The sequence below is a fragment of the Synechococcus sp. R5-12 genome, from assembly GCF_047502655.1.
In the GTDB taxonomy this organism is placed as follows: domain Bacteria; phylum Cyanobacteriota; class Cyanobacteriia; order Thermostichales; family Thermostichaceae; genus Thermostichus.
In genome coordinates this window covers 1-3,845 of sequence record NZ_JANSIM010000070.1, presented here as the reverse complement: position 1 = coordinate 3,845, position 3,845 = coordinate 1, and the positions used below count along the sequence as shown (strand labels likewise).

The 3,845-nt window shown below is 58.1% G+C and carries 3 protein-coding genes and 1 pseudogene; 2 read left to right on the top strand and 2 right to left on the bottom strand.

The genetic code is table 11. From position 1 onward, the window contains the following. The first annotated feature begins 124 nt into the window (after positions 1–124). Positions 125–934 (top strand): DUF3598 family protein, encoded by an 810-nt coding sequence (locus NW843_RS04380; protein WP_414522219.1) that lies wholly within the window; start codon positions 125–127, stop codon positions 932–934. Here NW843_RS04380 and NW843_RS04375 read toward each other — a convergent pair. Then, positions 900–1,706: an alpha/beta hydrolase gene (locus NW843_RS04375; protein ID WP_414522218.1), complete on the bottom strand. Its 807-nt coding sequence runs from the start codon at positions 1,704–1,706 to the stop codon at positions 900–902. The genes NW843_RS04380 and NW843_RS04375 overlap by 35 nt on opposite strands. A gap of 36 nt (positions 1,707–1,742) precedes the next feature. Next, positions 1,743–2,516: a ZIP family metal transporter gene (locus tag NW843_RS04370; protein WP_414522217.1), complete on the bottom strand. Its 774-nt coding sequence runs from the start codon at positions 2,514–2,516 to the stop codon at positions 1,743–1,745. Between the two features lie 333 nt (positions 2,517–2,849). On the opposite strand from NW843_RS04370, the pseudogene NW843_RS04365 reads away from it, so the two are divergent. Then, positions 2,850–3,845: pseudogene (locus NW843_RS04365) on the top strand (hypothetical protein); the annotation flags it as partial.

Below are 3,845 nucleotides of genomic sequence, written 5' to 3'. Positions count from 1 at the left end.
GCCCGCCCTGTACTGCGAAGCAGTCAGGGTCGGGTAGTTTACTAAAATGCCACCTCGGAGCTTCTTCCCCATAGGTCTTGCTCTCCAGCGTTACGTCCTCACAATCTTAGCTTCACATTGCTTCATGAAAACCCAAAAACAATGTCTGGCTCTCCACCTGGGAGTGTGGCACGGCCTCTTCTCCAACTATCGACCCACCGCCGGCGGCTGGGAGCTGGGGAGCCAAAAGCGCAGCCTCATCACCTTTGAGGCCTTGGCTCCATCCTCTTCTTCAGGAAGTCCGGCGGCAGGGAGCGCGATCCGCCAAACCAACGCCTACTACCCCCTACAGGGATCCCCCACTCCCGAAAGCTCCCAGAGCTGGGTCTACCAGGATTTCTCGCCGGGATTGCGCTTTTTCCCCGATGGATCTTTTTCCAATGGGCGGCTGCAGCTGGCGCCGTTTAGTGATTTTGCCGTCGAGCAGGGCTTTCTCTGGGGGGATCGCAAGGCGCGGCTGGTGCAACAGTGGGATGCCCAAGGTCGTCTGGTAGAGGTAACCGCGATCCTGGAGCGGCGCGGCCAAGCTTTGGATCCCGTTGCAGACTGTGCACCCCTGAGCAGAGAGCAGCTGAGAGCCTGCCTCCAGGGGAGATGGCGGGGGATCGCCCAGAGCTTTGCGGTTGCCGAGGGCCGGTTTGCCGAAACCGAGGTGGACTGCTCGGGGGCAGAGTGGTTGAGCAACTGGGATCCCTTGCCGGGAGGGCTGTGGATTGGCGGGCCGGATCCCTTGCCCATCCCTACCGCCCACCGGGATCGCAGCTTTTCGGTGAGCCTGAGCTGGTTTCCGCAGTCGGAAGACTGCCATTGTCTCTTGCGTTTGATCCGGGACTACGATGCCCGCGGTGCTTGGCAGCGGGTTACGCTGATCCGGGCGCAGAAGGATCCTGGTTGAGGAAGGCGCAAACCTGGTCAAACACCGTTTCCCGCTCCCCGTCCAAAGTGAGGATGTGGTCGGAGTGCTCCAGCCAAGACAAGATCTTCTCCTCGGATCCCAGCTCTTGATAGAGCCACGCTGCCTGTTCAGGATCCACTACTGTATCTTGGCGAGATTGCAGGATCAGAGTGGGAACCCGGATGCTGGCCACTTCCCCCTTGACCCGCTCGATGAGCTCGAGGGCGCTGCGCACTGCCGACAGATTAAAGCTGCGGAAATAGGCCGTTCTTTCTGCCAAGGCTCGAGCGTCCCCATCCCGAATCGGCAAGCTGAGGCGGGGCACCTCCTTCAATAGCCAACCCAGGCTGTTCAGGTACTGCTCAGGGCGAAAAAGATAGTACCAGCGGTGGCGAATGGCGAAAAATGGCGCCAGCAGCACCAATTTATGGATGGGATGGGCAAAAGCCAGGTGCAAAGCCAGCAGACAGCCGGTGGAAAAGCCCACCAAGGAAACGCGGGGATACTCCTGCTGCAAAGCCAGATAATGCTCCAAAGCCCGCCCGTACCACTCCGTCCAGCGGGAAGGGGGCATGTGGGCAGACCGGCGGTCGTGTAAGCGATGCGGAGCACTGTCATGGCCGGGATAGTTAAATCCCTGCACCGTCAGGCCAGCCGCCAACAGCCGCTCTGCCAGCCATTGCAACTCGTAAACACCGCCCCCCAATCCATGTAGCAGCAGACAGGCGTGTTCCCCTGCTCCTCGCCACAAAAAGGGTTCGTTACTCAACATATAAAACTCCGTTCCACTTCGCGACGGGATCCCTTGCTAGCCCAAGGTGATATCCAGCAACATCATCACCACAAACCCACTGATGACCCCAAAGGTGCCCTCCCGCTCCAACCCCTGCCGGTGCGACTCAGGGATGATCTCATCGGAAATGACAAACAACATCGCCCCCGCCGCAAAAGCCATGCCCCAGGGTAGTAGGGGCTGCGCCAGAGAGACCACCGTTGCTCCCAGGATCCCGCCGATGGGCTCCACCAGTCCGGTCAGCAGGGCGATGCCAAAAGCGAACAGCCGCGAGTACCCCTGGCCCACCAGTGACAAAGCCACCACCAGCCCTTCTGGCATGTTCTGCAAGCCGATCCCCAACGCCAACGCCAACCCATCGCCGACTTGGCCGGTAGCGAAACCCACTCCCACCGCCAGTCCTTCCGGGAAATTGTGCAGGGCGATGGCAATGATGAACAGCCAAATCCGTTTCAAATGGGCGCGGTTCTCCCCTTCCACCCCTTTGAAAAAGTGCTCGTGAGGAAAGAGGCGGTGGGCACTCTCCAGGAAGATCGCCCCCAACAACAGGCCCGCCGCCATCGCCACCGCCGCCCCAAATGGGGAATACCCCAGCGCCATGGCTGCCTCGGTGCCCGGCACCAGCAGGGAAAAAGAGGTGGCCGCCAACATCACCCCACCCCCAAACCCCAGCAGGATCCCTTGTACCCTTTCGGAGAGCGAGGGAAGAAAAAGGGCCGGCAAAGCCCCCAGCCCCGTCGCCAAGCCGGCGATAAAGCTGGCCAGGGATCCCATCCCAATTGGATGCACAAGCCAATCTCCACAAAGGCCGAATGCTTTTCAATTCTCCTCCCTTTCCAACGTTGTGTGAACATTGCTGGCTCGAGCGGCATAGGCGAGGTTCTGAAAGTTGGCTTGGAGCGCCAGATTTTGTGCTTACAAGCAAGGTACCTAAGAGCAAGTCTGAAGGAGCTATTCCCTAGTTGGAGTTTGCCAGCTAAGCCAAGGTTTATTACAATAATTAATTGTGAATTGCCTCGGCGCAGAAGCGTCCTGAACAGCAATTGGACTGGAGTACACTGCAGCAAGACAGGTCGATAAAAACTAAAGTCAAGTCCGATAGTGATGAGGAGTGAGAGAGCGATGAAGAAAAAAGCAGTTACAACTCTTGTGGCCTTGAGTCTAGGAGCGGCCTGTCTGGGGCTGACCGGCTGCAGTGACAGCGGAAGCAGTGGGACGGTAGTGCCTACGCCGACACCTACGCCGACTCCGACACCTACGCCGACTCCGACACCTACGCCGAGTGCCCCGAATTTTACCAAGGCATTTGGCTCTACCTCGGTCTCGCTGGCTTTTGGCTCCACTCCCAAAACAACTCTGACCTACACGATTACCAACACCGCTGCCCTGCCCCTGACTGGTCTATCTTTTTCCGACACCTTGCCTCCCGGCTTGATCGTTGCCAATCCCAATAACCTGAACAATGGCTGTGGGGGGGCGCTGACAGCTACACCATTAACAACTTCCATCTCGTTGGTCAACGGCTCATTGGCAGCCAACGCTAGCTGCACCATCAGCCTGGATCTTCAAGTTACGGCCACGACAGCGGGATTCCTGACCAGCCGAGCCGTCACCCTCAGCAGCAGCCAAGCGCCCAATGCTACCGCTGCGGCTATCAACCTAACGGTAACGGTGCCAGCTCCCACCTTTAACATGGTCTTTGATCCCAGCCCGTTCTCGCTTACCCGAGATGAGGGAGATGGCGGTACAGCCACCGGAAATTTGAGGTTTACCATCAAAAACAACGCAGCCATTCAATTGACGGGCTTGGCCTTTGAGCACAACTTGCCGCAGCCGCAAGGGTCGCCTCCTTTAACCGTAGTGCCGAATTCGAATCCATCTACTACCTGTATTGTTGGAGCTGGTCAAGTTCCCTTCCAAGGGACGAGTGGGAGCACCATTAAATTCACCGGACCATCAGTAGGCCCAGGACAAACTTGCACAGTGGACATCGATGTCCAAGTCGTATTCGAAGCTACGGACCCACCCAGCATTTACACCTACCCCAACGACCCGGTGACGTTGACCAGCAATGAGGCTGCCCCTGTTACAGCGGGGCCAGTAACCTGGACAGTTGTA

What these genes read in the sequence shown, in the direction of transcription:
- NW843_RS04380 (WP_414522219.1), top strand. Translation starts at nt 125, where the DNA reads ATGAAAACCCAAAAACAATGTCTGGCTCTCCACCTGGGAGTGTGGCAC.
- NW843_RS04375 (WP_414522218.1), bottom strand. Translation starts at nt 1,706, where the DNA reads ATGTTGAGTAACGAACCCTTTTTGTGGCGAGGAGCAGGGGAACACGCC.